A 22,816-nucleotide genomic window follows, 5' to 3' on the forward strand; every position below is an offset into this window, starting at 1 on the left:
GGGGTCTGGGTGGGGGGGGCTGGGGGGGGGCCCCCCCCCCGGGGGGCCCCGCCCCCGCCCCGGGGGGGGTGCCCCCAACCCCGCTTCCCGACTCAATTCTTGACCAGCAGCCCCCGGCTCCGCAGGACGTAGCGCTCCAGGGGGCTGAAGAACAGCAGGTCGATGGCGATGCCGACGATCAGGATCAGCAGGATCGCGAGGAACACCCCGGCGATGTCGGAGTTGCTGCGACCGTTCTCCAGGAGCTGCCCGAGGCCGAGGCCCAGCTCCGGCGAGGACGCGATGATCTCCGCTGCCATCAGCGAGCGCCAGGAGAACGCCCAGCCCTGCTTCAGCCCCGCCACGTACCCCGGCAGCGACGCCGGCAGGACGATGAACCAGGTGCCGCGCAGCCCGGTCGCGCCCAGGGTGCGCCCGGCCCGCAGGTGCAGCGGCTGGATCTGGTCGACGCCGGAGACCAGCCCGTTGGCGATCGAGGGGACCGCGCCGAGCAGGATGACGGCGTACATCATCTGGTTGTTCAGCCCGAGCCAGAGCACGGCCGGGGCGACCCAGGCCACCGACGGAAGCGACTGCAGGCCGGAGAGGATCGGCCCGATCGCCGCCCGGACGAACCGGACGCGGGCCACGAGCAGCCCCAGCGGGGTGCCGATCGCGAGGGCCAGCGCGAAGCCGAAGACGCCCCGGGAGACCGACGTCCACACGACGTCGAGCAGCGTCCCGTTGACCCACATGTCGTTCAGGCTCGCCCACACGTCGGCCGGGGCGGGCAGCTTGTCGACGCGGGCCACCTCGGCCCAGTAGAGCCCCTGCCAGACGACGTAGACGAGCAGGACGGCGACGACCGGCGGCATCACCTTGCGGACGAGGACCTCGCGGACGGACGTGCGGCGCACCTGCACCGCGTCGAGCGCGTCCAGGCCGGCCTCGACGCCGGCGAGGTCGCCCTTGGCGCGGGTGTCCGCGGGAGCCTTCGGTGCGGCGGTGGTCTCAGTGCTGGCCATGGCGGCTGATCTCCCCCCGGAGTTCCTCGGTGATCTCGACGGACAGCTCGGCGACGGCCGCGTCCTCGATACGGCGCGGCTGCGGGATGTCCACCGCCCACTCCCGGGCGATCCGGCCCGGGCGGGAGCTGAGCAGGATCACCCGCTGGGCGAGGCGGACCGCCTCGCGGACGTTGTGCGTGACGAACAGGACGGAGACGTTCGTCTCACGCCAGATCCGGGTCAGCTCGCCGTGCAGCACGTCCCGGGTGATGGCGTCGAGCGCGGCGAACGGCTCGTCCATCAGGAGCAGTTGGCTGTCCTGGGCGAGTGCGCGGGCCAGCGCCACGCGCTGCCGCATGCCGCCGGACAGCTCGTGGACCCGCTTGCCGTGCGCGCCCTCCAGGCGGACGAGCGCGAGCAGCCGGTCGGCCTCGGCGCGCCGCTCGCCCTTGGGGACGCCGCGCAGCCGGAGGGCCAGTTCGATGTTCTTGCCCGCGGTGAGCCACGGGAACAGGGCGTGCTCCTGGAACATCAGGGCGGGCCGCCCGCCGGGGGTCGATATCGACCCCGCGGACGGGCGGTCGAGCCCGGCGACCAGGTTGAGCAGCGTGGACTTGCCGCACCCGGAGGCCCCCAGGAGGGTGACGAACTCGCCGGGCGCGACATCGAGGCTGATGTCGTCCAGGACGAGCTGCGGGGCCCCGCCGGGGCCGCCGAAGGACTTCGAGACGTGCTCGATGCGGGCGGCGGGCGCGCCGTCGGGCGCCCGGCCGGGACCACGGTCCTCGGCCCGGGTCTTCGTGAGCGCTGTGGCCATGATCGTCACCTCCTGGGGGTTCGTGTCCGGGCTCGGGTTACTTGACGCCGAGCGAGGCGTCGTCGACCGCGGTGCCGCCCTCGGCCTTCAGGACCTTGTTGAGGAGCTTCAGGTCGTAGATGCCGGAGAGCTCCGGCTGCTCCAGCAGGCCGGCGTTGACCGCGTGGTCCGCCTGCGTCCGGAGGGTGGCGGCCAGCGGGTCGTTGGTGAACTCGATGGACTTCCACGCCGGGTCGATGACCTCGGCCGGGAGCTCCTTGCCCGAGAGCGTCTTCAGCGCGGTGTTCGCCGACGCCTTCGCCTCGTCCGGGTTCTCGCTGATCCACTTGTTCGTCTTCACCGAGCCGCGCAGGACCGCTTCGACGACGTCGGGGTGCTCCTTCAGGAAGGTCTGCGACACGATGATGTTCGTGATCACGAACTTGCCGTCGGGCCACAGGGACTTCTCGTCGAGCAGCACCTTCGCGCCGGAGGAGACCAGCTTGGAGGCCGTCGGCTCGGGCACCCACGCGCCGTCGATCGAGCCGGAGGCGTAGGCGTCCGGGGTGATCTTGTTGTCGGTGCGGACGATCGAGACGTCACCCTTGCCGCTCTGGGTGTCGACCTTCCAGCCCTTCTCCTTGATCCAGTGCAGGAAGGCCACGTCCTGGGTGTTGCCCAGCTGCGGGGTGGCGATCTTCTTGCCCTTGAGGTCGTCGAGCGACTTGACCTTCTTCGGGTTGACCACCAGCTTGACGCCGCCGGAGGCGGAGCCGGAGATGATCCGCAGGGACTGGCCCTTGGACTTCACGTAGCCGTTGATGGACGGCGAGGGGCCGATGAAGCCGATGTCGATCGAGCCGGCGTTGAGCGCCTCGATCTCGGCGGGGCCGGCGTTGAAGGTCGCCGTCTCCAGCTTGGTGCCGCCGAGCTCCTCGGCGATCAGGCCCTCCTGGACGCCCACGAGGGCGGTGGAGTGCGTGAGGTTGGGGAAGTAGCCGAGCTTGACGGTGTCGGCGGAGAGCTTCTTCGCGCCGGCGGCGGCCTGCGTCTTCTTCGGCGCGTCGTCCTTGGCCTCGGAGCCGTAGCCGCAGGCGCCGAGCGCCAGGGCCAGCAGGGGAAGGGCGGCGGCCGCGGCGAGGGTGCGGCGGGGGTGGGCAGACACGGGAGGTCGTTCCTCTCGTCGGCCCGGGGTCACGGCCTCGTGGTCGTCACGAGGGGACAGGTCCGGGCGGGGCGGCAGGTCTTCGGCGGTGCGTCACGAACAGCCGTACGGACGGCGTCGCTTGGGGCATCGGGGCGCGCGAGCGGTGCGCGTACGTCATCGCGCACATCGCACGACCCCGCCGCTTCCCGCGCCGAGGGAGCCGCTGCCCACGCGGCCGCCCTCCTTCGCGAACGTCGCGAACACGTCGATCGTCATCAGAAGTCCCACCCCTCCTCGTCCACGTCCTCGATCACCGGCTCCGGGGCCGCGGTCGGCGAGGCGAACGCCTCACCGGCCATCCCCGCCGCCAGGGTCGTACCGTCCGCCGGATCGATCAGCAGGAACGATCCGGTGCGGCGCGAGTCGGCGTACGCGTCGAGAGCCAGCGGCTCCGCGACGCGCACCTTGACCCGGCCGATGTCGTTGGCCACCAGCTGCCCCGGCTCGGGGTGCTGGGACAGGTCGTCCAGGGTGAGCCGGGAGGGGATCTCCTTGACGATCGCCTTCACCGTGCGGGTGGTGTGCTTGAGCAGCACCCGCTGCCCCACCGTGAGCGGCCGGTCGGCGACGTGGCAGACCGTCGCCTCCACGTCCTGCGAGGTCGCGGGCGCGTCCCCGGTGGGGACGATGAGGTCGCCGCGCGAGATGTCGATGTCGTCGGCGAGCAGCAGCGTCGCCGACTGCGGGGTCCACGCGGTGCGGACCGGCTTGCCGAGCAGGTCGATCCCGGTGATCGTCGTGGTGCGACCCGAGGGCAGGACGGTCACCCGCTCCCCGACCCGGAAGGTGCCGGCCGCGATCTGGCCCGCGTAGCCGCGGTAGTCGGGCAGTTCGGGGGTCTGCGGGCGGATCACGTACTGGACGGGGAAGCGGGCGTGGCAGTCGGTCAGGTCGTGGCTGGCCGGGACCGTCTCCAGGTGCTCCAGGACGGTCGGGCCGCCGTACCAGTCCATGTTCGCCGACGGCTCCACGACGTTGTCGCCGGCGAGCGCGGAGATCGGGATCGTGGTGATCTCGGGGACGCCGAGGGAGGCCGCGTAGGTGGTGAACTCCTCGGCGATGGCGGCGAAGACGGACTCCCGGTAGTCCACCAGGTCCATCTTGTTGACCGCGAGGACCACGTGCGGCACCCGCAGCAGGGCCGCGACGGCCGCGTGCCGGCGGGTCTGCTCGACGACCCCGTTGCGCGCGTCGACCAGGACGACGGCCAGCTCGGCGGTGGACGCGCCGGTGACCATGTTCCGGGTGTACTGCACGTGGCCGGGGGTGTCGGCCAGGATGAACCGGCGGCGGGCGGTGGCGAAGTAGCGGTAGGCCACGTCGATCGTGATGCCCTGCTCGCGCTCGGCCCGCAGGCCGTCGGTGAGCAGCGCGAGGTCCGGGGCCTCCTGGCCGCGCGCGGTCGAGGCGGCCTCGACGGCCTCCAGCTGGTCGGTGAGGATCGACTTGGAGTCGTGGAGCAGCCGCCCGACCAGGGTGGACTTGCCGTCGTCGACGGAGCCGGCGGTCGCGAAGCGCAGCAGGGTGGTCTCGCCGAGGAGTTCCTCGGGCACGGCGGGGCTGGTGGTCTGGCTCATCCTAGAAATACCCCTCGCGCTTGCGGTCTTCCATCGCGGCCTCGGACATCTTGTCGTCGGCGCGGGTCGCGCCCCGCTCGGTGAGCCGGGAGGCGGCGATCTCGGTGATCACGGCGTCCAGCGTGGTGGCGTCGGAGTCGACGGCGCCGGTGCAGGACATGTCGCCGACGGTCCGGTAGCGCACCAGGCGGGTCTCGACCTGCTCGGTGTCCTTGGGGCCGCCCCAGTCGCCGGCGGTCAGCCACATGCCGTTGCGCCGGAACACCTCGCGCTCGTGGGCGAAGTAGATCTCCGGCAGCTCGATCCGCTCCCGGGCGATGTACTGCCAGACGTCCAGCTCGGTCCAGTTGGACAGCGGGAAGACCCGGACGTGCTCGCCGGGGGCGTGCCGGCCGTTGTAGAGCTGCCACAGCTCGGGGCGCTGGCGGCGCGGATCCCACTGCGAGAACTCGTCGCGCAGCGAGAACACCCGCTCCTTGGCGCGCGCCTTCTCCTCGTCCCGGCGGCCGCCGCCGAAGACCGCGTCGAACCGCTCCGCCTGGATCCTCTCCGTCAGCGGCAGCGTCTGCAGCGGGTTGCGGGTGCCGTCGGGGCGCTCGCGCAGGATCCCCCGGTCCAGGTAGTCCTGCACGGACGCCACGTGCAGCCGCAGCCCGTGCTCGGCGACCGTGCGGTCGCGGTACTCCAGCACCTCGGGGAAGTTGTGCCCGGTGTCGACGTGCAGCAGCGTGAACGGCACCGGCGCCGGCGCGAACGCCTTGAGCGCCAGGTGCAGCATGACGATGGAGTCCTTGCCGCCGGAGAAGAGGATCACCGGCCGCTCGAACTCGCCCGCGACCTCGCGGAAGATGTGGACGGCCTCGGACTCCAGCGCGTCCAGGTGGGACAGGGCGTACGGGCCGGTGACGGCCCCGTCGGTGGTGGCGGTGACGGCGGTGGTCATCAGGCCAGACCCCTCTGGTTGAGCAGCGCGTGCAGCGCGGCCGCGGACTCGGCGACGCTCTGGTGCTGGGACTCGATCCGCAGGTCAGGGGCCTCGGGGGCCTCGTACGGGTCGTCGACACCGGTCAGGCCGGTCAGCTCGCCGGCCGCCTGCTTGGCGTACAGGCCCTTCACGTCGCGCACGGAGCACACCTCGACGGGGGTGGCGACGTGCACCTCCAGGTACGTGGTGTCCTTCTTCGCGTGGCGGTCGGCGACCGCCTCGCGGCTGTCGGCGTAGGGGGCGATCACCGGGACGAGGACCTTGACGCCGTTGCGGGCGAGGAGTTCGGCGACGAAGCCGATGCGCTGCACGTTGGTGTGCCGGTCCTCGCGGCTGAAGCCGAGGCCCGCGGAGAGGAACTCGCGGATCTCGTCGCCGTCGAGCACCTCGACGCGGTGGCCCTCGGCGCGCAGCCGGCCCGCCAGCTCGTGGGCGATGGTGGTCTTGCCGGCGCTCGGCAGACCGGTGAGCCACACCGTGGCTCCCGCCTCCGTCACGCTCATGGGTATCTCCTGGGATCGCTGATGGTTCGTCACCGCACCGGGCGACGGGCTGCTGTGGGTCACGGGGCGGTCAGCCGTGCAGTCCGCACTCGGTCTTGCCGCGGCCGGCCCAGCGGCCGGCGCGGGCGTCCTCGCCGGCCTCGACCCGGCGGGTGCAGGGCGCGCAGCCGACGGACGCGTAGCCGTCCATGAGCAGCGGGTTGGTCAGCACGCCGTGCTCGGCGACGTAGGCGTCCACGTCGTCCTGCGTCCAGCGGGCGATCGGCGAGACCTTGACCTTGCCGCGCTTCTCGTCCCAGCCGACGACGGGGGTGTTCGCGCGGGTCGGGGACTCGTCGCGACGCAGGCCCGTGGCCCAGGAGCGGTAGCCCTTGAGGCCGTCCTCCAGGGGCTTGACCTTGCGCAGGGCGCAGCAGAGGTCGGGGTCGCGGTCGTGGAGCCGCGGCCCGTGCTCGGCGTCCTGCTCGGCGACGGTCTGCCAGGGGAGCAGGGTGATGACGTGGACGTCCATCACCGCCTCCACGGCGTCGCGGGTGCCGATGGTCTCCTCGAAGTGGTAGCCGGTGTCGAGGAAGACGACGTCCACGCCCGGCTTCACGCGCGAGGCGAGGTGGGCGACGACCGCGTCCTCCATGGACGAGGTCACGCAGAACGCGTCGCCGAAGTTCTCGACGGCCCAGCGGATGATGTCGAGCGCGTCGGCGTCCTCCAGGTCGCGGCCCGCCTGCTCGGCCAGCGCCCGGAGCTCGGCTATGTCCTGGGTGTCCTGCTGGAGCGTCGTCATGAAGCGTCCCCTCCCGAGTCGTCGCCCTCGGTGCGCGCCGCGGATGCCCGCTGCACCCCGCGCGTCAGCAGCCCGAGGAACTTGAGCTGGAACGCGCGGTTGCAGGAGGCGCATTCCCACGCCCCGTGCCCGGTCTCGTTGGGCCGCAGGTCCTCGTCCCCGCAGTAGGGGCAGTGGAAAGGAGCCGCTCGCTCGCTCACTTGAGAGCCCCCTCGTCCGCGCGGGCGACCCACGTCGCGAAGCGTTCGCCGTCGGTGCGGTCGGACTCGAAGCGGCGGACGACGCGCTCGACGTAGTCGGGGAGTTCGGCGGCGGTGACCTTCAGGCCCCGGACCTTGCGGCCGAAGCCGGCGTCGAGGCCGAGCGCGCCGCCGAGGTGCACCTGGTAGCCCTCGACCTGCTGACCGTCCGCGTCCAGCATGAGCTGGCCCTTGAGGCCGATGTCGGCGACCTGGATGCGGGCGCAGGCGTTGGGGCAGCCGTTGATGTTGATGGTGATCGGCTGGTCGAACTCCGGCAGCCTGCGCTCCAGTTCGTCGATGAGCGAGGCGCCGCGCGCCTTGGTCTCGACGATCGCCAGCTTGCAGAACTCGATGCCGGTGCAGGCCATCGTGCCGCGCCGGAACGGCGACGGCTTGACCCGCAGGTCCAGCGCCTCCAGGCCGGCCACCACGCCGTCGACGCGGGACTCCTCGACGTCGAGGATCACCATCTTCTGCTCGGCGGTGGTGCGCACCCGGCCGGAGCCGTGCGCCTCCGCCAGCTCGGCGATCTTGGTGAGGGTGGAGCCGTCGACCCGGCCGACGCGCGGCGCGAAGCCGACGTAGAAGCGGCCGTCCTTCTGCGGGTGGACGCCGAGGTGGTCGCGCCAGGTGCCGGTGGGCTGCTCGGGGGCGGGGCCGTCGAGCAGCTTCCGGCCGAGGTACTCCTCCTCCAGGATCCGGCGGAACTCCTCCGCGCCCAGGTCGGCGACGAGGAACTTCAGCCGGGCGCGGGTGCGCAGCCGGCGGTAGCCGTAGTCGCGGAAGATGCCGATGACGCCGCCGTAGACGTCCGGCACCTCCTCCAGCGGCACCCAGGCGCCGAGCCGGACGCCGAGCTTGGGGTTGGTGGAGAGCCCGCCGCCGACCCAGACGTCGAAGCCGGGGCCGTGCTCGGGGTGGTCCACCCCGACGAAAGCGATGTCGTTGATCTCGTGCGCCACGTCGAGCTGCGGGGAGCCGGAGACCGCGGACTTGAACTTGCGGGGCAGGTTGGAGAAGTCCGGGTTGCCGATGAAGCGGCGCTGGATCTCCTCGATCGCCGGGGTGCCGTCGATGATCTCGTTGGCGGCGATGCCGGCGACGGGGGAGCCGAGGATGACGCGGGGGGTGTCGCCGCAGGCCTCGGTGGTGGACAGGCCGACCTCCTCGAGGCGGCGCCAGATCTCCGGCACGTCCTCGATGCGGATCCAGTGGTACTGGACGTTCTGCCGGTCGGTCAGGTCGGCGGTGCCGCGGGCGAACTCCTGGCTGATCTCGCCGATGACGCGCAGCTGGCGGGTCGTCAGCCGGCCGCCGTCGATGCGGACGCGCAGCATGAAGTAGCGGTCGTCCAGCTCCTCCGGCTCCAGGACCGCGGTCTTGCCGCCGTCGATGCCGGGCTTGCGCTGGGTGTACAGGCCCCACCAGCGCATCCGGCCGCGGAGGTCGTTGGGGTCGATGGAGTCGAATCCGCGCTTGGAGTAGATCGTCTCAATGCGTGTCCGCACGTTGAGACCGTCGTCGTCCTTCTTGAACTGCTCGTTCCCGTTGAGCGGCGTGTGGTGCCCCTTCGCCCACTGACCCTCGCCACGGTGGCGGCTTTGCTTGCGGCGGGGCGCGGCGGCAGGGGTGTCCGGGGTGGCGGCCATGGGGATACGTCCTTCGGGACTGCGGGGGAGCGGCTCTGACCTGCGCACGGGCGCGTGCGGCGCGCGGCGGTGCGGGAGAGGTCTCTTCGGTGGAGGCGGTGGTACGGGGCGGCTCAGCGCGCCGGACAGATGGCGCTGGACACGCGGCCGAGGTCGACGTGACGTCGACTCACCAGGGCACTTCCGGCGCGATTCATGACGGAAGCGTGGCACGGCGATCTGCGGACAGTCCACCATCGTCCGCCATGTGGACGCAGGTGTCTTGAATGGCGGACGATGTGTCACCCGTCACGGGGACTACCGGGGCGGGTGTTCCGGTGCGGTCCGCTCCGCCCCCGGCCACGGGCCCGGGGTGGGGACGGCCGGCTGCTCGGCCGTCCGGGTGTCGTAGAGCCGGAAGCCGCGCCGCTCGTAGTTGGCGACCGCGTGCGGGCCGTCGAGCGAGCAGGTGTGGAGCCAGACCCGCCGGGTGGCCGGCCGGGACGGCCAGCGGTCGGCGAGGTCCCAGGCGCGGGCCATGCCGTAGGACAGCAGGTGCCCGCCGAGCCCGCGGCCGCGGACGGCGGGCAGCAGCCCGAACTGGACGATCTCGACGACGCCGTCCTCCTGCGCCGCCAGCTCCACGTACCCGGCGGGCGTCCCCCGCTCGTACACCACCCAGGTCTCCGCCCCGGGGCGCGCGATTACCTCGCGCCACTGGTCGTACGTCCAGCCGAGCCGGTCGACCCAGGTGACGTCGCCGCCGACCGCCGTGTACAGGAACCGGCTGAACTCGGGGGAGGGGCGCTCGGCCCGGACGATCCTTATGTCCCGGCCCGGCGGGGCGCCGGACGTGCGGAGATCGGCGATCGACGTCTGTTCCATGTACCAAGTGGTCACGGTGGCGGTGCTGTTCATACCGGCGATTGGATCACGGCCCCCGCCGTCGGGGGCCCCGGGGGCCGGAGGTCGCCGCGGACCTCCGGCCCCGATCCGCCGCCCCGCCTCAGAGCCCCTCGGCGGCCGACCGCTCCAGGAACGCCAGCCGCGCCTTCTTCGCCACCAGCCGCACCTCGGGGAGCACGACCTCGGGCAGGACGACCTCCGGGCCCAGGGTGAAGCCCGAGCGCCGCATGCGCTCGACGGCCTTGTCGTTGCCGGTGTCCGGCTCGACGACGACCCGGCTCACCGACGGGTCCGCGAAGGCGAAGGCGATCATGACGGGCAGCAGGGCCGCGGTGTACCCCTGGACCGCGCCGCCCTGCGGCGGGCCGAGCAGCAGGTGGATCCCGAGGTCGCCGGGGAGCGCCTCGTAGCACTCGCTGACCCGGTCGGCGGCCGGCTCGTAGGTCTGGAGGAGGGCCACCGGGCGGCCGTCCAGGCGCAGCAGGAAGCCGTGGTGGGTGGTGAGCGAGTCGAGGTGGGCGTAGATGTCGCGCACCTCCTCCACGGTGGCGCCGTTCATGCCCCAGAAGCGGGCGCGTTCCTGCGACACCCAGGAGTGGATCACCCCGGCGTCCGCGTCCGGGTCCACGGGCGCGATCGTCACGGTGCCGAGACCGGGAGCGTGCTGCTCGAACACCGGGGTCGCGTCGTCGGTCGGCATGTCTCTCCTCGGGGGCTGCTGCGGGTGGCCGGTCTCGGGGGTCAGGAGGTCCGGGTCGGTGACCACGGGGACGAGTTCGCCGCCGGCCCAGAGCGGGAGCTGGTCGAGCGCGTGCGGGTCGCCGGGGACGCCGGAGGCGCCCAGCGGGACGATCCAGAGGCTGTCCTCGCGCCGGGCGAGGTCCCATACGTACCGGGCGGACGGGCCGCGGGCGAAGCCGTGGGTCACGCCGGGGACGCTGGAGGTCGAGAGCACGCAGTCGTGGTCGCCGGCCACGCCCGGCCACACGGCGTCCGCGTCGGGCAGCGCCTGCCAGGGGACGACCCGGTGCAGCTCGCCCCACGGCACGTCCTGCACGACCGCCTCCTCCACCGCGGCCCGCACGACCTCGGCCCGATCGATCTCCGGCAGCAGCGAGGTGGTCAGCAGCCCTTCCAGCGCGTAGGCGATCTTCCCGGTCGCGAACAGCCAGGGTGCGAAGAGCGCCGGGTAGTCGGCGTGCACGTCGGCGAGCGGGGTCAGCGCGGGGTGCGCGGCGAGCCGGTGCACGGTGGCGGCGCGGACCGCCGCGTACGCCGAGGCGTCGTGGCTGCCGGCGTCCATGCGGCGGTCCCAGCGCACCAGCCGGTCCCGCAGCGCGGTCGCCGCCGGGGAGAGCCCGTCGAGGTCGGCCAGCAGCGCGATCAGGGGGGCGGCGGAGGCGAGGTGGGTGTCGGTGTGGACGGCGGCCATGTCCTTCGCCGTCCAGCCCGCGTCGGTGGCGGTCAGCAGCTCGGTGATCCGGTCCGCCCGGTGGGCGGGGGCGAACTCCGTGCCGAGCGGGGCCGCGATGCCCCGCTGGTTCGCCATCACCGCCACCCCGTCCGCGGCCACCGCCGCGCGCGGCAGCGGGTGCGCCCCGCCCCAGTCGTGGCCGGGCTCCCAGGCGGACACCACCCGCAGCCCGTTGTCCCGGTGCCGCTTCGGCACGAACCCGGCCACCCGGTGCAGCAGCCCGCCGGCGGTGTCGGCGGCCTGCACCACGTTGACCGGCTCCGCCCACCGGTCGAAGGCGCGGTCGACGTCGTCGACGGTCCGCGCCCGCAGCAGCGCGGGCAGCGCCTCGAAGCCCAGGCGCCGGGTGACGCGGGGCGGGTAGCGCAGGCTGATCGCGGGGGAGTGGGCCGGGCCGCCCGCCGCCTCCGCGCCCGGCTCGGGCCCGAGCCCGCCGACGATCACGGGCCCGCGGTCGGTCTCGACCACCTCGACGGCGACCGGATCCGCCCCCGCCACCTCGACGGTCTCGGTGTGCGCGGCCGCCGGCCGCCAGCCGTCGGGGCCGAGCGCCTCCACGCCGCCGTCCGCGGTCCGGCGCAGCCGTTCGCGGTAGAGGTCCTGGTAGTCGGACATCGCGTTGGTGATCGCCCAGGCGACGTGGCCGGTGTGGCCGAAGTGCCCGATGCCGGGGACGCCCGGCACGGCGAGGCCGACGACGTCGAACTCCGGGCAGGACAGGTGGATCTGCTGGTAGACGCCCGGCGCCTCGACGAAGCGGTGCGGGTCGCCCGCGAGGAGCGCACCTCCGGCGGCGGTGCGGCCGCCGGCCACCAGCCAGCCGTTGCTGCCGGCCGCGCCGGGGCCGTCGGTGGCGAAGAGCGTGAGGGCGTCCTCGCCGATCCTGCGGGCGACCTCCTCGCGCCACAGCTTGGTGGGGAAGCCGGCGAACAGGATATGGGTGGAGATCCAGACTCCGAGGGGGGTCCAGGGCTCCCAGCGGCCCGGCTCGACACCCGCCGCCGCGAACTCGGGGGCGAGCGCGGCCCCTTCGGGGAGGCCGGCGTTGACGCCGTCCACGTAGGCGCGCACCCAGGCGGCCGTCTCGGGGTCGAGCGCCGCGTAGCAGCGGCGGGCGGTGTCGTCGAGCCGGGCGCGGCGCACGAAGAGGTCCCACTCCAGGGCGTCCGGGCCGAGGAAGGCGGCCGTGGTGCCCTTCGCCCGGTGCCGCTCGACCTCCAGCTGCCAGGCGCGGTCCCGGGCGGCGTTGCGCCCCTGCGCGTGGACCAGTTCGTGCGGGCCCGCCGCCCGCAGATGCGGTATGCCCCACGCGTCCCGACGGACCTCGGTGCTCACAGGTACCCCCACTCTCGCGCACTGCCTTAGGTAAGGCTGGCCTTACCTTAACAGTGGGTGAGGGAGGCGTGGTCACCGGCCACCGGTCACCGTTCACCGGCCGCCGGCTCACCGTCCGCCGGGCGTTCCCTCCGCACCGCCGGCGCCGAGGAGTGCGGCAGCAGGTCCTCCCGGCGTGACGGCCGCACCAGCTCCACGTCGACGTCGTCGGCGAACCGGTAGGGCCGGTGGGCGAGCACCTCGGCCAGACCGCGCCGGACGCGCGACAGCTCCGCCCGTACCGTCACCGTCCGCGAGGGGTCGCCGAACAGGTCCGCCGCGAGCTGGGCGGCGGTGCGGCCCTCGCGGTGCGAGGCCAGGACGTAGAGCAACTCCGCGTGCCGGGGCGTCAGTTCGTGCGTCCACTCGCCGGCGGCGCCGCTGACCGTCACCGACCAGCGGTGCGGGCGGCTCAGGTCGAGCACCACCCGGGTCGGCCGGACGCCGGCCGGGGCGTCGTCGTCGACGGTGAGCAGCCAGCCGCCGGGCAGCGGTTCGGCGCGGCACCGCCCGAGCGACGGCAGCCAGACGCGGCCCGCCGCGAGCCCCCGCGGCAGTGCCACCCGGTCCACCGGGGGCATGCCGGTGACTGCCGCCGTCCAGCCGTGCGCGTCGACGGCGACGGCCCGGCCGCCGATCCGGCCCAGCAGCGGCGCGGCCGTCGCCCGCAGCCGGTCGAGGGTCACCCGGTGCCGCTCGCGCAGCTCGCTCTCCGCGAGCCGGGCCACCGACTCCACCAGGCTGAGCACGGCCGGATGGAAGCTCGTCCCCGGCCCGCTGAGGTCGACCACCCCGAGGAGCCGTCCGTCCCGCGGGTCGTGGACCGGCGACGCCGCACAGGTCCAGGAGTGCAGCGCGCGCAGGGTGTGCTCGACCGAGTGCACCCGCACCGGGCGGCGCACCGCCAGCGCGGTGCCGATCCCGTTGGTGCCGGTGAACCGCTCCGACCAGGCCGCGCCCTCCGCCAGGCAGATCCCGTCCGCCCGGCGCAGCACCGACCGGTGCCCCGCCCGCCACAGCACGTGCCCCTGGTCGTCCGTCACCACCATGATCTGCACCGCCTCGTCGGCGATGCCCGCGAGCCCGTGCCGGAGCAGCGGCAGTACCGCGCCGAGCGCCGAGGAGCGCCGCCGGTGCTCCACCTCGTCCGCCGGCAGCAGCACGTCGGTGCGGACCCGGTCCGGATCGACCCCGAGGCGCCGCACCCGCCGCCAGGAGGCGTCGATCAGCGCGCGGGGCGCGCCGCCCGGGCCGGGGACGAAGTGCCGGGCGGCGGGGTCGAGCGGCTTGTCGTTCATGGGCGCTCCACGCAGGGGTGCGGACGCGGGCGAGCGGCGGTCGGGCCCCTACGGCTCGGGTGTCCGTCCATCGTGCCCCCGCACTCCGCCCCGCCGGGCCCGATCGGCACAACTGCTGCAACCTCGTGCAACCCTCGCGTCCGGCCCGGGGCCGCGGCAGACTGACCGTCCGCCGCGCGGTGCGCGGCGACCGCGAGCTCAGGGGCGGTGCCGTGTCGGCGCGGCGCCGCCCCTGTCGCCGCCTAAACCTCCACCCGCGCCCGCTCCACGATCCCCGCCAGGTCCAGCGTGTGCGGCAGCGTCCCGAACGACGCACCCCCGTCGGTCCCCAGCCGCGCGGCGCAGAACGCCGCCTCCACCTGCGGCGGCGCGTACCGCACGAGGAGCGAGCCCTGGAGCACCAGCGCCATCCGCTCCGCCACCCGCCGGGCGCGCGCCTCGACGCCGTCCAGGTCGGCCAGCTCGGTCAGCAGGCCCCTGATCGCGGCGTCGAGCCGGTGGTCGGCGCCGCGGGCGAGCCCGACCTCGGTGAGGTAGGCGTTCAGCGCCGACGGCTCGCGCCGCAGCACCCGCAGCACGTCGAGCGCCTGGACGTTGGCCGGGCCCTCCCCCAGGGAGGGCAGCGGCGACTCGCGCAGCAGCCGCGGCAGCCCGGACTCCTCCGCGTAGCCGTTCCCGCCCAGGCACTCCAGCGCCTCCGCCACGACCGGGGCGCACCGCTTGGCGACCCAGAACTTCGCCACCGGCACCGCCAGCCGCAGGAACGCGCGCTCCTGCTCGGTGTCCGCGTCCTGAGCCGCCGCCAGACGCATCGCGAGCACGGTCGCCGCCTCCGACTCCAGCGCCAGGTCCGCGAGGACGTTGCGCATCAGCGGCCGGTCGACGAGCAGCCCGTCCGACACCCGCCGGTGACCCGTGTGGTGGACCGCCTCCACCACCGCCTGCCGCATGAGCGCCGCCGAGCCGAGCACGCGGTCCACCCGGGCCGCCGCGACCGTCTCCCGCAGCGTCCGCTCCCCACCGCCCTCCTCGCCGATCCGGCGCGCCCACGTCGACCCGTCGAACTCCACCTCGGCGGTGGCGTTCGACCGGTTGCCGAGCTTGTCCTTCAACCGCTGGACCGCGAACGCGTTGCGGGCCCCGTCGGGGAGCACCCGCGGCACCAGGAAGCAGGTCGGCCCGCCCGGCGCCTGCGCGAGGACCAGGAAGCCGTCGCTCATCGGCGCGGAGCAGAACCACTTGTGCCCGGTGAGCAGGTACGCGCCGGGCCCGCCCGCCGGATCCGGCACCGCCCGCGTCGCGCCCCCCGGGGCGCCGCCCTGCTTCTCCGTCAGCCCGAGCCCGAGCAGCGCCCCGGGCTTCTGCGCGACGGGCCGCAGCCCCGGGTCGTACACCCGCGAGGTCAGCAGCGGCTCCCACACGGTCGCCAGCTCCGGCTCGGCGCGCAGCGCGGGGACGGCGGCGTGCGTCGCCGACACCGGGCAGCCGTGGCCCGCCTCCACCTGCGACCACACCAGGAACCCCGCCGCCCGCCGCACGTGCCCCGCCGGTCGCGACCAGGCCGCCGTCAGACCCGCGCTCACCGCCTTGCCGAGCAGCCGGTGCCAGGCCGGATGGAAGTCGACCTCGTCGATCCGGTGCCCGTACCGGTCGTGAGTTCGCAGCCTCGGGGGGTAGTCGTCGGCCAGCACCCCCCACTCCCGGGCCTGTGCGGAGCCGGCGGCGCGCCCGAGCGTGCCCAGCTCGTCCCGCACGGCCTCCAGGAGACCGGCGTCGACATGCCGTTCGACGGCCTCGACCAGCACTCGGTCCGAGCCGTGGACGTCGTAACCGGAGAGGGGCGGGGGCTGGTTGGTCACGGTGTGGGTCGTCGCGGTCATGCGGCTACGGTAGGGAGGTGCAGCACGTGGACGAAACCTCTGAACGACCGGCACACCGCCGTGGGCGCCTTCAGCGGGCCCGGGCCGTCTACCGCAACGTCTCCAAGCGCGGTCTGGCCTGGCTCCTGCTCAAGGACACGGTCAACTCCTGCATCGAGTACCGGATCCTGGGGCTCGCCGCGGAGGCCGCCTTCTTCACCCTCCTGTCGCTGCCGCCGCTCCTCCTCAGCCTGATCGGGCTCCTGGGCTACATCGACCTGTGGACCGGCGCGGAGATCATCGCCGGCATCGAGCAGCACATCCTCGACGCCTCGCGGACCGTGCTGTCCGACAAGGGCGTGCAGGACATCATGCAGCCGCTCCTGGACGACGTCGTCACCGGCCGCAGGCCCGACGTGATCTCCTTCGGGTTCGTCTTCGCCCTGTGGTCCGGCTCCCGCGCCGTCAACGTCTTCATCGACACCATCACCGTCATGTACGGCCTCGACGGCGTCCGCGGCATCGTCAGCACCCGGCTGCTCGCCTTCCTCCTGTTCGTCGTCGCGCTCGTCATCGGCTCGGTCGTGCTGCCGCTGGTCGTCGCCGGGCCCGAGGCGGTGATGAAGCTGCTGCCCGCCAGTACGGACGTGGTGCAGGTCCTCTACTGGCCGGTCGTCGTGGTGCTCTCCGTCGCCTTCCTCACCACGCTCTACCACGTCTCCGTCCCCGTCCGCTCGCCCTGGGTCGAGGACATCCCCGGCGCGCTCGTCGCCCTCGCCATGTGGGTGCTCGGCAGCTTCCTGCTGCGGGTCTACCTCACCAGCACCATCGAGGGCCCCACCATCTACGGCTCGCTCGCCGCGCCCATCGCCGTCCTGCTGTGGATCGGCATCTCCGCCTTCGCCGTCCTCGTCGGGGCGGCCGTCAACGCGGCCATCGACCGCGTCTGGCCGTCCGTCGCCACGGCGGCGGCGCGCGCGGTCAACGAGCGGCACCGCGAGGCCGAGGCCGCCGAGCTCATCGCCCGCGCGGCCGCGGCCCGGTCCGCCGCACAGGACCCTGACGACCCCGACATGCCCTCCGAGTTCCCCGAGCGCTGGTCCAAGTTCCTCCCCCCGGAGGACCTCGGCGGCCGCATCCGCCCGGCGCCCCGGCCGGGGCCGCGGTCGGCGCCCCGGCGCAACGAGACGATCGGGTCGCCGGCCGACAAGGACCGCTGAGGCCTCAGCCCGCGAACGCGTCCCGGACGAAGTCCGCGAAGTCGCGCGGCGGACGGCCCAGGACGTCCCGGACGTCGTGCGAGACGGCCGCGTTGCGCCCGTCGAGCAGCGTGCGGAACAGCTCCTCCAGGAACGCGACCTCCTCGGCCGGCAGCCCCGCGCCGCGGAGGATCCCGCCGTACTCCTCGACGGAGACCGGCACGTAGGTCAGCTTCCGGCCCGTGCCCGCCGTGATCTCCTCAGCCGCCTCGCGCCAGGACAGCAGGCGCGGGCCGGTCACGTCCAGGACCCGCCCGGCCGGCTCGGGGCGGACGAGGGCCGCCGCGACCACCTCGCCCAGGTCCCGCAGGTCGACGAAGGGTTCGAGGACCTCGCCGGCCGGGAAGACCAGCTCCCCGCCGGCCGCGGACTCCGCGATCGGCCCCTCGGAGAGGTTCTGCGCGAACCACGCCGACCGGACGACCGTCCACTCCGCCCCCGACGCCTTCAGCGCCTCCTCCGTCGGCACCGCCTGGTCCTCGCCCCGCGCGGACAGCAGCACCAGCCGCCGTACGCCCAGCTCCACCGCCCGCGCGGCGACCGCGCCGACCTGCTCCGCCGCGCCCGGCGCGCCGATGTCCGCGGGGTGGGCGAGGTAGGCCGCGTCCGCGCCGTCGAGCGCCGCGGTCCAGGTCGCCGGGTCGTCCCAGTCGAACCGCCACTCGCTCGACCGCGACGCCGCCCGCACCGCCGCCCCCTGCGCGGCCGCGGCCTCGGCCACCCGCCGCCCGGTCCGCCCGGACGCGCCGGTGACCAGCACCGTCCGCACCTCTCGCGTGCTCTCCGTACCCGTCTGCCGCTCCGTGTCCGTCGTCATGCGACCACTCAACCGCCGCGCGCCCGCCGGCGACCATCGCCGAGACGCTCACCCGCATGCGCGCGCGTCCACGACGTGTGATGGAGTCGTGATCGATCCACGCCGGCGTGCCCGAGGAAGGATTCCCATGCCCATCGAGACCCTCCGGATCCCCACTCCCGACGGCCTGGCGGAGGCGTTCGCCGCGTATCCCGACGGCGGCGGCCGGCATCCCGGGGTGCTGATGTACCCCGACGCCTTCGGCCTGCGGCCCGTGCTCCACGGCATGGCCCGCGAACTGGCCGGGCACGGCTACTACGTCCTCGTGCCCCACCACCTGTACCGCCACGGCCCGGCGCCCGTCGTCGAGCTTCCCGCGTTCATCGACGCGGAGAGCCGCCCGCGGATCTTCGAGCGGCTGCTGCCCCTGGTCAGGGCCCACACCGCCGAGCACGCCCAGCGCGACGCCGACGCCTACGTGGACTTCCTCACCGCGCGGCCCGAGGTCGCTCCCGGCCCCGTCGGCGCGGTCGGCTACTGCATGGGCGCCGCGCTCGCCCTGCGCACCGCGACCGCCCGCCCCGACCGGGTCGCCGCCGTCGCCGGTTTCCACCCCGCCCCGCTGGTCACCGACGCCCCCGACAGCCCCCACCTGGGCGTCCCCGCCCTCACCGCCCGGACCCACTTCGGCCTCGCCCAGGGCGACATGGGCCCCGAGGCCGTCGCCGTGCTGAACGAGGCCCTGAACTCCGCGGGCGTCCCCCACACCACCGAGGTCCACCCGGACTCCGTCCACGGCTTCACCATGTCCGACACCTCGGCCTACGACGAGGCGGCGACGCGGCGGCACTGGCAGCGGATGCTCCACGTCCTCGACGCGGCGCTGAAGAACTGACGCGGAAGGCCGCCGACGGGCCTGCGGCGGGCGTCTAGGCTGGGTGGCATGGACGCGCTCGCAGGTCTTCTCGACGGGCCCCGGGCGCGCGGGGCGTTCACGATCCGGGCCAGTTTCGACCCGCCGTGGGCGGTGCGGGTCGAGGACGAGGCGCCGCTGTCGGTGATGGTCATGATGCGGGGCGGCGGGTGGGTGGTGCCCGAGGCGGGGGCGGCGGTGGCGATGCCGGCCGGGAGCGTGGTCATCGCGCGGGGGCCGGACGCCTACACCTGCGCGGACGACCCCGCGACGCCGCCGCGGGCGGTGATCCTGCCGGGCGACCGCTGCTCGACGCCGGACGGGCGGGAGATCGGCGAGTACGTGCACCTGGGCGTGCGGAGCTGGGGCGACCGCGCGGACGGCGACGCGGTGATGCTGATCGGGACCTACCACCTGCGGGGCGAGCTCAACGCCCGGCTGCTCGACGCCCTCCCGCCGCTGGTCGTGCTGACGCCCGACGTCTGGGACTGCCCGTTCACCGCGCTGCTCCACGACGAGATGGCGCGCGACGAGCCCGGCCAGGAGGTCGTGCTCGACCGGCTGCTCGACCTGCTCCTGATCGCCGAGCTGCGCGCCTGGTTCTCCCGGGCCGGGGCCGACGCGCCCGCCTGGTACCGGGCGCTCGGCGACCCGGTGGTGGGCCGGGCGCTGCGGCTGCTCCAGGACGACCCGGCGCACCCCTGGACGGTCGCCCTGCTCGCGGAGAAGGCGGGCGTCTCCCGCGCGGCGCTCGGCCGCCGCTTCACCGCGCTGGTCGGCGAGCCGCCGATGGCGTACCTGACCTCCTGGCGGCTCGCCCTCGCCGCCGACCGCCTCCGCGACGGCGACGCCACCGTCGCCGCGCTCGCCCGCCAGGTCGGCTACGGCAGCGCCTTCGCCCTCTCGACGGCCTTCAAACGGGCCTACGGGGTGAGCCCGCAGGAGCACCGGGGGCGGCGCGATGTTTGAGGAACGGCCCTCCGCCCGGGTGCCGGGCGCGGTGCTGTGGACGGTCGCACCGGACCCCGCGGCTCCGGGGACACCGGCCCGCCCCGTGGTCCCCGACGGCTGCATGGACATCGTCTGGACCCCGGGCCGGGTCTTCGTCGCGGGCCCGGACAGCCGGGCGCGCCTGCCCGACGGCGGCCCGGCCACCCTCCACGTCGGCCTGCGCTTCGCGCCCGGCGACGCGCCGGACGTCCTCGGCGTCCCCGCCCGCGCGCTGCTCGACCAGCGCGTCGACCTCGACGCGCTCTGGCCCGCCCGCGGCGTGCGCGACCTGACCGCGCGCCTGGACACGTACGCCGCCCACCGGCGGCACGCCCTCCTGGAGGACAGCGTCCTCGCCCGCGACCCCGCGCCCGAGCCCTGGCTCCGCCCCCTCGTCGCGGCGCTCGCCGCCGGGCGCCCCGTCGCCGCCACCGCCGACGCGCTCGGACTCGGCGCGCGCACCCTGCACCGCCGCTCGCTGCGCGCCTTCGGCTACGGCCCCAAGACGCTCGCCCGCGTCCTGCGCCTGCAGCGCGCGCTCGCGCTCGCCTGGGACGGGACGCCGTACGGCGAGACGGCGTACGCGGCCGGGTACGCCGACCAGGCCCATCTGGCCCGCGAGGTGCGGGACCTGACGGGCCTGTCGCTCGGCGCGTACCTCGGCGATCGCGCTCAGCCCAGCGGTGCGAACAGCGACACCTCGCCGCCGTCGGGGTCCGCGACGGTCGCGTAGCGCTGCCCCCACTCCGCGTCCCAGGGCTTGAGACCGCCCCGGTAGCCGTCGGCGACCAGCGCCTCGTACGTCGCGTCGACGTCCGCGGGGCTCGCGCACAGGAACGCGAGGCCGATCCGGCCGCCGCCGTCCTGCGGGCTCTTCCAGTGCGGGTCGAACGAGCGGATGACGTCCTCGGTGTCCCAGGCGAGCCGGAGGCCGCCGGGGAGGGTCACCTCGACGTGGCCCTCGGCGTCCGCGGACGCCGGGATGTCCAGGCCGAGCCGCCGGTAGAAGGCCAGCGACGCGGCCATGTCCGCGGTGGCGATGCCGATGAGGTCGAGCTGCGGGGTGGGTCGTTGCGTGGTCATGCGGCCAGGCTAGGACGGCGTCGGGGCCCCGGTCTTGAACGAATCGGACACCGGCCCGGGGGCGAAGGGGACCGCCGTCGAGCGGCCCAGGTAGACGACCGGGCCCGGGTCGGGGACGTCGATCTCGTGGAAGCCGAGCCGGTCGTAGAAGGCGCGCGCCGCGGTGTTCGCGGCGACCATGCACAGGTGCACCGCCGGCACCCCGTCCGCGACGAGGGCGACCCGCAGCCGCTCCATCAGCGCGCGCCCGTACCCGCGCCCCTGCCAGGCGGGCAGCAGGTCGATGTGCAGGTGGGCCGGGTACGCGGCGACCTCGGGCACGATCATGCGCTCCGGGTCGTGCATCAACCCGATCATGACCTCGGTCGGCGTGGTGGCCGGCCCCTTCGGCGGCGGGTAGCGGAGGGCGAGCTCCGGCAGCCACAACTCCCGGTAGGCGGCGACGAACCCGGGGGTGTCCGCCGTGCCGAGCACGTAGCCGACGGCCCGCCCGGTGCCGTCGTCCAGCACGAACGCGAGCTCCGGCTCCAGGACCGCGTAGGGCAACGCGAAGATCGACGGCATCAGGTCGGGGTCGGGGTAGAGGTGGGACGAGTCCCGGCCCTCGTGCGCGGTGCGGACGCAGATGTCGGCGAGGGCGGCGCGGTCGGCGGGGCGGTAGGGGCGGACGGCGGGTGTCGGCAGGCTCATGGCGGCATGCTGCCGTGACTGGGAGCGCTCCCACAAGAGGTGCGGCGAGACCGCCGCCGGAGGGCCGGTCCCGGTGTGCGGGCGGACCCCCGGCGAGCGCCTCAGTCGTCCTCCGGGTGGTTGCCCGGCCCCTCCGGGTGCCGGCCCGCGAGCGGGGTCGGGGAGAGGTCGGTGTTCTCCTCGCCGGGTTCGAGGAGGGTGTCGGCGGGGCCGATGATGAGCGGATCGGGTTCGCCGACCAGCTCGACGTCCTTCTCGGCGTAGTCGACGCGCCACAGGAGGCTGCGCATGGCCTCCAGGCGGCCGCGCTTCTTGTCGTTGTTCTTGACCACCGTCCAGGGCGCGAACGGGGTGTCCGTGGCGCGGAACATGTCGACCTTGGCGGTGGTGTAGGCGTCCCAGAGGTCGAGGGAGGCGAGGTCGGTGGGGGAGAGCTTCCACTGGCGGACGGGGTCGACCTGCCGGATCGCGAACCGGGTGCGCTGCTCGGCGCGGGAGACGGAGAACCAGAACTTGACGAGGATGATCCCGTCCTCGGTGAGCATCCGCTCGAACAGCGGGGCCTGCTGCAGGAAGTGCTGGTACTCGTCCGGCGTGCAGAAGCCCATCACCCGCTCGACGCCGGCCCGGTTGTACCAGGACCGGTCGAAGAAGACGATCTCACCCGCGGCCGGCAGGTGCGAGACGTAGCGCTGGAAGTACCACTGCCCGGCCTCGCGCTCGGTGGGCTTCTCCAGGGCGACGACCCGCGCGCCACGCGGGTTGAGCCGCTCGGTGAAGCGCTGGATCGTGCCGCCCTTGCCGGCCGCGTCCCGGCCCTCGCAGACGACCACGATCCGCTGCCCGGTGTCCTTGGCCCACTTCTGGAGCTTGAGCATCTCGATCTGCAGGACCCGCTTGGTCCGCTCGTACTCCGCGCGGCGCATCTTGCGGTCGTAGGGGTAGTTCTCGCGCCAGGTCTTCAGCGACCTCCCCTCCTCGTCGAGCAGGATCGGCTGCTCGGGGCGCCGCTCGTCGACCGTCAGGCCCTCCAGCAACTGCGCGCGCTCGTCGTCCGCGTCGGTACTCATGTGCCGATCCTCACCCATGTCGTCGTGCGCCGCGCGGTTCGAAGCACCGCGCCACGTTTGTCCCTGGAGTGCCCGGGCACGCGAATTCGTACCACGGCCGAACGACAGCAAGGGAGCGCGAAGATGACCGCCGAGAACAAGGCCGCTGCCAAGTCCGACCAGGCCAAGGGCACCGCCAAGGAAGCCGCGGGCCGGATCACCGACAACGAGCGGCTGACCGACGAGGGACGCGCCCAGCAGGCCAAGGGCGACGTCCGCGAGGCGGGCGAGAAGGTGAAGGACGCGTTCAAGCGATGAGCGCCGCGCACCGCCCCTTCGAAACCGGAGACCGCGCGTGCAGATGACCAGGGCGGTGGCCCGGCGGAGACCCCCCCGACCCCCCCGGCCACCGCCCCT

The 22,816-nt window shown here is 74.1% G+C and carries 23 protein-coding genes; 5 read left to right on the forward strand and 18 right to left on the reverse strand.

Features of this window, described 5'->3' with window-relative positions; genetic code table 11:
- Positions 1–92: 92 nt before the first annotated feature.
- From ACFWEG_RS18125 to ACFWEG_RS18190, 14 genes are all read right to left on the reverse strand, one after another.
- On the reverse strand, positions 93–1,004 hold the full coding sequence (locus ACFWEG_RS18125; protein WP_387216133.1) for an ABC transporter permease: 912 nt from the start codon (positions 1,002–1,004) through the stop codon (positions 93–95).
- Positions 991–1,803, reverse strand: a complete 813-nt coding sequence (locus tag ACFWEG_RS18130; protein ID WP_387216135.1) for an ABC transporter ATP-binding protein — start codon at positions 1,801–1,803, stop codon at positions 991–993. Before ACFWEG_RS18130 ends, ACFWEG_RS18125 begins: the two co-directional genes overlap by 14 nt.
- Before the next feature lie 37 nt (positions 1,804–1,840).
- Entirely contained in the window at positions 1,841–2,947 is a 1,107-nt protein-coding gene (locus tag ACFWEG_RS18135; RefSeq protein ID WP_387216137.1) for an aliphatic sulfonate ABC transporter substrate-binding protein, read from the reverse strand.
- A gap of 257 nt (positions 2,948–3,204) precedes the next feature.
- Positions 3,205–4,566 carry a sulfate adenylyltransferase subunit 1 gene (locus ACFWEG_RS18140; RefSeq protein ID WP_387216139.1) on the reverse strand — a complete coding sequence of 454 codons (1,362 nt, stop codon included), beginning with the start codon at positions 4,564–4,566 and terminating at the stop codon, positions 3,205–3,207.
- Position 4,567: 1 nt separating this feature from the next.
- Positions 4,568–5,509, reverse strand: coding sequence for a sulfate adenylyltransferase subunit CysD (cysD, locus tag ACFWEG_RS18145; protein WP_387216141.1), 942 nt, complete (start codon positions 5,507–5,509; stop codon positions 4,568–4,570).
- A complete protein-coding gene (gene cysC / locus ACFWEG_RS18150) occupies positions 5,509–6,054 on the reverse strand; it encodes an adenylyl-sulfate kinase (RefSeq protein ID WP_387216143.1) in 546 nt (181 codons plus the stop codon). The genes cysD and cysC overlap by 1 nt, the downstream gene beginning before the upstream one ends.
- Before the next feature lie 70 nt (positions 6,055–6,124).
- Positions 6,125–6,838, reverse strand: coding sequence for a phosphoadenylyl-sulfate reductase (locus ACFWEG_RS18155; protein WP_387216145.1), 714 nt, complete (start codon positions 6,836–6,838; stop codon positions 6,125–6,127).
- Positions 6,835–7,038: a hypothetical protein gene (locus ACFWEG_RS18160; RefSeq protein WP_387216147.1), complete on the reverse strand. Its 204-nt coding sequence runs from the start codon at positions 7,036–7,038 to the stop codon at positions 6,835–6,837. Before ACFWEG_RS18160 ends, ACFWEG_RS18155 begins: the two co-directional genes overlap by 4 nt.
- Entirely contained in the window at positions 7,035–8,729 is a 1,695-nt protein-coding gene (locus ACFWEG_RS18165; protein WP_387216149.1) for a nitrite/sulfite reductase, read from the reverse strand. The genes ACFWEG_RS18160 and ACFWEG_RS18165 overlap by 4 nt, the downstream gene beginning before the upstream one ends.
- 113 nt (positions 8,730–8,842) lie before the next feature.
- A complete protein-coding gene (locus ACFWEG_RS18170; protein WP_387216176.1) occupies positions 8,843–8,926 on the reverse strand; it encodes a putative leader peptide in 84 nt (27 codons plus the stop codon).
- Between the two features lie 100 nt (positions 8,927–9,026).
- Complete coding sequence (locus ACFWEG_RS18175; RefSeq protein ID WP_387216151.1) at positions 9,027–9,626, reverse strand: GNAT family N-acetyltransferase; 600 nt, start codon at positions 9,624–9,626, stop codon at positions 9,027–9,029.
- A gap of 88 nt (positions 9,627–9,714) precedes the next feature.
- Entirely contained in the window at positions 9,715–12,423 is a 2,709-nt protein-coding gene (locus ACFWEG_RS18180) for a GNAT family N-acetyltransferase (protein ID WP_387216153.1), read from the reverse strand.
- Between the two features lie 86 nt (positions 12,424–12,509).
- The gene (locus tag ACFWEG_RS18185; RefSeq protein WP_387216155.1) at positions 12,510–13,760 is read right to left on the reverse strand and encodes a GAF domain-containing protein; all 1,251 of its coding nucleotides are present in this window, start codon (positions 13,758–13,760) and stop codon (positions 12,510–12,512) included.
- Positions 13,761–14,002: 242 nt separating this feature from the next.
- Positions 14,003–15,640: an acyl-CoA dehydrogenase family protein gene (locus tag ACFWEG_RS18190; protein WP_387216157.1), complete on the reverse strand. Its 1,638-nt coding sequence runs from the start codon at positions 15,638–15,640 to the stop codon at positions 14,003–14,005.
- A 26-nt stretch (positions 15,641–15,666) separates the two neighbouring features.
- On the opposite strand from ACFWEG_RS18190, the gene ACFWEG_RS18195 reads away from it, so the two are divergent.
- Entirely contained in the window at positions 15,667–16,839 is a 1,173-nt protein-coding gene (locus ACFWEG_RS18195; protein WP_387216159.1) for a YihY/virulence factor BrkB family protein, read from the forward strand.
- A gap of 4 nt (positions 16,840–16,843) precedes the next feature.
- Here the strand turns inward: ACFWEG_RS18195 and ACFWEG_RS18200 are convergent, their stop codons facing one another.
- Positions 16,844–17,695, reverse strand: coding sequence for an NAD(P)H-binding protein (locus ACFWEG_RS18200; protein WP_387216161.1), 852 nt, complete (start codon positions 17,693–17,695; stop codon positions 16,844–16,846).
- Positions 17,696–17,822: 127 nt separating this feature from the next.
- On the opposite strand from ACFWEG_RS18200, the gene ACFWEG_RS18205 reads away from it, so the two are divergent.
- Genes ACFWEG_RS18205 through ACFWEG_RS18215 form a run of 3 tightly spaced genes read left to right on the forward strand, consistent with a single transcriptional unit; the run spans position 17,823 to position 20,310 of the window.
- Positions 17,823–18,569, forward strand: coding sequence for a dienelactone hydrolase family protein (locus ACFWEG_RS18205; protein ID WP_387216162.1), 747 nt, complete (start codon positions 17,823–17,825; stop codon positions 18,567–18,569).
- A 48-nt stretch (positions 18,570–18,617) separates the two neighbouring features.
- A complete protein-coding gene (locus ACFWEG_RS18210) occupies positions 18,618–19,556 on the forward strand; it encodes an AraC family transcriptional regulator (protein WP_387216164.1) in 939 nt (312 codons plus the stop codon).
- Positions 19,549–20,310: a helix-turn-helix domain-containing protein gene (locus ACFWEG_RS18215; RefSeq protein WP_387216166.1), complete on the forward strand. Its 762-nt coding sequence runs from the start codon at positions 19,549–19,551 to the stop codon at positions 20,308–20,310. Before ACFWEG_RS18210 ends, ACFWEG_RS18215 begins: the two co-directional genes overlap by 8 nt.
- Here the strand turns inward: ACFWEG_RS18215 and ACFWEG_RS18220 are convergent.
- From ACFWEG_RS18220 to ppk2, 3 genes are all read right to left on the reverse strand, one after another.
- Positions 20,250–20,660: a VOC family protein gene (locus tag ACFWEG_RS18220; protein ID WP_387216168.1), complete on the reverse strand. Its 411-nt coding sequence runs from the start codon at positions 20,658–20,660 to the stop codon at positions 20,250–20,252. The genes ACFWEG_RS18215 and ACFWEG_RS18220 overlap by 61 nt on opposite strands.
- Positions 20,661–20,669: 9 nt before the next feature.
- A complete protein-coding gene (locus ACFWEG_RS18225; protein ID WP_387216170.1) occupies positions 20,670–21,350 on the reverse strand; it encodes a GNAT family N-acetyltransferase in 681 nt (226 codons plus the stop codon).
- 101 nt (positions 21,351–21,451) lie between these two features.
- Positions 21,452–22,420, reverse strand: coding sequence for a polyphosphate kinase 2 (gene ppk2, locus ACFWEG_RS18230; RefSeq protein ID WP_387216172.1), 969 nt, complete (start codon positions 22,418–22,420; stop codon positions 21,452–21,454).
- A 123-nt stretch (positions 22,421–22,543) separates the two neighbouring features.
- Here ppk2 and ACFWEG_RS18235 point away from each other — a divergent pair, with 123 nt between their 5' ends.
- Positions 22,544–22,717: a CsbD family protein gene (locus ACFWEG_RS18235; RefSeq protein WP_387216174.1), complete on the forward strand. Its 174-nt coding sequence runs from the start codon at positions 22,544–22,546 to the stop codon at positions 22,715–22,717.
- Positions 22,718–22,816: the final 99 nt, after the last annotated feature.

Source organism: Streptomyces sp. NPDC060194 (assembly GCF_042728285.1).
GTDB lineage: Bacteria > Actinomycetota > Actinomycetes > Streptomycetales > Streptomycetaceae > Streptomyces.

Coding starts and splice junctions, on each gene's coding strand:
- ACFWEG_RS18175 (WP_387216151.1), bottom strand. CDS start 9,626: ATGAACAGCACCGCCACCGTGACCACTTGGTACATGGAACAGACGTCG.
- ACFWEG_RS18170 (WP_387216176.1), bottom strand. CDS start 8,926: ATGAATCGCGCCGGAAGTGCCCTGGTGAGTCGACGTCACGTCGACCTC.
- ACFWEG_RS18165 (WP_387216149.1), bottom strand. CDS start 8,729: ATGGCCGCCACCCCGGACACCCCTGCCGCCGCGCCCCGCCGCAAGCAA.
- ACFWEG_RS18130 (WP_387216135.1), bottom strand. CDS start 1,803: ATGGCCACAGCGCTCACGAAGACCCGGGCCGAGGACCGTGGTCCCGGC.
- cysC (WP_387216143.1), bottom strand. CDS start 6,054: ATGAGCGTGACGGAGGCGGGAGCCACGGTGTGGCTCACCGGTCTGCCG.
- ACFWEG_RS18140 (WP_387216139.1), bottom strand. CDS start 4,566: ATGAGCCAGACCACCAGCCCCGCCGTGCCCGAGGAACTCCTCGGCGAG.
- ACFWEG_RS18155 (WP_387216145.1), bottom strand. CDS start 6,838: ATGACGACGCTCCAGCAGGACACCCAGGACATAGCCGAGCTCCGGGCG.
- ACFWEG_RS18210 (WP_387216164.1), top strand. CDS start 18,618: ATGGACGCGCTCGCAGGTCTTCTCGACGGGCCCCGGGCGCGCGGGGCG.
- cysD (WP_387216141.1), bottom strand. CDS start 5,509: ATGACCACCGCCGTCACCGCCACCACCGACGGGGCCGTCACCGGCCCG.
- ACFWEG_RS18220 (WP_387216168.1), bottom strand. CDS start 20,660: ATGACCACGCAACGACCCACCCCGCAGCTCGACCTCATCGGCATCGCC.
- ACFWEG_RS18125 (WP_387216133.1), bottom strand. CDS start 1,004: ATGGCCAGCACTGAGACCACCGCCGCACCGAAGGCTCCCGCGGACACC.
- ACFWEG_RS18225 (WP_387216170.1), bottom strand. CDS start 21,350: ATGAGCCTGCCGACACCCGCCGTCCGCCCCTACCGCCCCGCCGACCGC.
- ACFWEG_RS18205 (WP_387216162.1), top strand. CDS start 17,823: ATGCCCATCGAGACCCTCCGGATCCCCACTCCCGACGGCCTGGCGGAG.
- ACFWEG_RS18200 (WP_387216161.1), bottom strand. CDS start 17,695: ATGACGACGGACACGGAGCGGCAGACGGGTACGGAGAGCACGCGAGAG.
- ACFWEG_RS18215 (WP_387216166.1), top strand. CDS start 19,549: ATGTTTGAGGAACGGCCCTCCGCCCGGGTGCCGGGCGCGGTGCTGTGG.
- ACFWEG_RS18185 (WP_387216155.1), bottom strand. CDS start 13,760: ATGAACGACAAGCCGCTCGACCCCGCCGCCCGGCACTTCGTCCCCGGC.
- ppk2 (WP_387216172.1), bottom strand. CDS start 22,420: ATGAGTACCGACGCGGACGACGAGCGCGCGCAGTTGCTGGAGGGCCTG.
- ACFWEG_RS18190 (WP_387216157.1), bottom strand. CDS start 15,640: ATGACCGCGACGACCCACACCGTGACCAACCAGCCCCCGCCCCTCTCC.
- ACFWEG_RS18235 (WP_387216174.1), top strand. CDS start 22,544: ATGACCGCCGAGAACAAGGCCGCTGCCAAGTCCGACCAGGCCAAGGGC.